Origin of the sequence: Methanoregula sp. (genome assembly GCF_002835825.1) — an archaeon.
In the GTDB taxonomy this organism is placed as follows: Archaea; Halobacteriota; Methanomicrobia; order Methanomicrobiales; family Methanospirillaceae; genus Methanoregula.
Window position 1 is genome coordinate 1 of record NZ_PIZH01000368.1, and the last position, 2,150, is coordinate 2,150.

The window sequence follows — 2,150 nt, forward strand, 5'->3', positions numbered from 1 at the left end:
GCATGCCCTTGAGTCGGTCTCGATGAAGGTGCCGAAGAACCGGGTCACTGCCCTGATCGGCCCCTCAGGCTGCGGGAAGTCGACCCTGCTGCGGTGCTTCAACCGTTTGAATGATCTCATCGATCACGTGAAGATCACAGGCGAGATCACGCTCGACGATGAGAACATCCATGCGCCGTCCACCGATGTCGTGACCTTAAGAAAGAAAGTCGGCATGGTCTTCCAGAAACCCAACCCGTTCCCAAAAACCGTCTTCGACAACATCGCCTATGGCCCACGGGTCCACGGGATCCGCGACAAGTGCGAGCTCGACCGGATCGTGGAGCAGAGCCTCCGCCATGCTGCCCTCTGGGACGAAGTGAAGGACCGGCTGAACGACTCGGCCCTCGGGCTCTCGGGAGGCCAGCAGCAGCGGCTCTGTATAGCACGGACGCTCGCTGTCGAGCCCGAAGTGATCCTGATGGACGAACCCTGCTCGGCACTCGATCCGATCGCAACCGCGAAGATCGAGAACCTTATCGAGATGCTTAAGGCCGATTACACGGTCATCATCGTGACCCACAACATGCAGCAGGCAGCCAGGGTCAGTGATTACACGGGGTTCATGTACCTCGGCAAGCTGATCGAATGCGGAAGGACCAAGCAGATCTTCGAGCACCCGGCCGAGGAACTGACCGAGAATTACATTACCGGGCGGTTCGGGTAGGTGAACCATGGCAGAAAAATTCCATACGGAACTATCAGAACTCAGGAAAGAAGCAGTGGAGATGGCACACTTTGGGAGATCCATGCTGCGGGATGCTGTTGATGCCCTCATCCGGCAGGACACCGAACTTGCCGTCTCTGTTGTCGGGAGAAAGGAGGAGATCCACACCATGGAGGTCCGGCTCGAAGAGCGCTGCTACCAGCTCATTGCGCTCAACCAGCCGATGGCAAAGGACATGCGGATCATCGCCTGCACCCTCAAGGTGATCACGGCCTCGCTCCGCATCGGGCGGTACGGGAAAGTTATCGCAAATATCGTCCGGGACCTCTCCGACAACCCGCATATCGCGAACCTGATGAGCCTTCCCCACATGGCAGAACTGGTGATCGACATGGTCGACGACGCGATCAAGGCCTACGAGACCGACAACCTCCGGCTCATCGAGGCGTTCTCATCCCGTGACGATACCATCGACGCCCTCCGCCACTCGATCTTCCGGCAGGGGATCACCTACATGATGGAAGACCCCCGGACCATCTCGCGGTGCACGCACTATATCATGGTCGCCCGGTACCTCGAACGCTGCGCCGACCATGCCTGCAAGATTGCCGAGAATGTGCAGTATATGGAGACCGGGGAACGCGTGGAGATCCACTAAGGATGAAAAGGAAGCCCGGGTCATGGAACCAAAGACGGTCCTCTTCATCTGCTCGTTCAATTCAGTCCGGTCGCAGATAGCAGAGGGGCTGCTCAATGCCCGGTGCCCGCGCCGGTACCGTGCGTTCTCTGCCGGGGTAGCCCCCGGCGGCCTGAGCCCGTACGCTGTCCTTGTCATGAGGGAGGAGGGGATCGACATCTCCTCGCAGAAGTCCAAGAGCCTATCGGCATTTCCCTCCATGAAGTTCGATTTTGTAGTCACGATGTGCGACCATGCGAAACTTGCGGCAACGGGTGCCATTCCCGAAGGGACAACACGGATCCACCGGGATTTTGTCAGCCCCTCCGAGGTACAGGAAAATAAAGAGCTCGTCTTTGCGGAGTTCCGGGCCCTCCGGGAGGATATCGATGCCTGGCTGTCGGATATCTTTCCTGACTGCCCCAAAACAGGGGAACCCGGAAATAGGGAGACAGAACCATGACAACACCTGACAGAAAGAAACAGCCTCCGGCAGGGAACGCCCTGCCGGGGAACAGCGCACAGCCGGTACGTGTCCTCTTCATCTGCACGCACAACTCCGCACGGTCGCGGATGGCCGAGGGATACTTAAGGCAGCAGTACGGCTATCTCTTTCTCGCCGGGAGCGCCGGGACGGAACCCCGCCCGGCCCACCCGATGGCCGTGACGGTCATGCAGGAGATAGGTATCGATATCGCGAAGGGTCGCTCACGACACCTTGACGAGTTCAGGGACTGGGGGCCGGATATCGTCGTCACGGTCTGCGAC

The 2,150-nt window shown here is 59.1% G+C and carries 4 protein-coding genes; all 4 read left to right on the plus strand.

Annotation, left to right across the window (positions count from 1 at the left end; genetic code table 11):
• Positions 1–706: phosphate ABC transporter ATP-binding protein PstB (gene pstB / locus CW742_RS11130; protein ID WP_292420386.1), on the plus strand; the 706-nt coding region annotated here is incomplete at its 5' end.
• A gap of 7 nt (positions 707–713) precedes the next feature.
• Positions 714–1,364: a phosphate signaling complex protein PhoU gene (gene phoU / locus CW742_RS11135; RefSeq protein ID WP_292420388.1), complete on the plus strand. Its 651-nt coding sequence runs from the start codon at positions 714–716 to the stop codon at positions 1,362–1,364.
• 22 nt (positions 1,365–1,386) lie between these two features.
• Entirely contained in the window at positions 1,387–1,845 is a 459-nt protein-coding gene (locus CW742_RS11140; protein WP_292420390.1) for an arsenate reductase ArsC, read from the plus strand.
• Positions 1,842–2,150: arsenate reductase ArsC (locus tag CW742_RS11145; protein WP_292420392.1), on the plus strand; the 309-nt coding region annotated here is incomplete at its 3' end. The genes CW742_RS11140 and CW742_RS11145, both read left to right, overlap by 4 nt.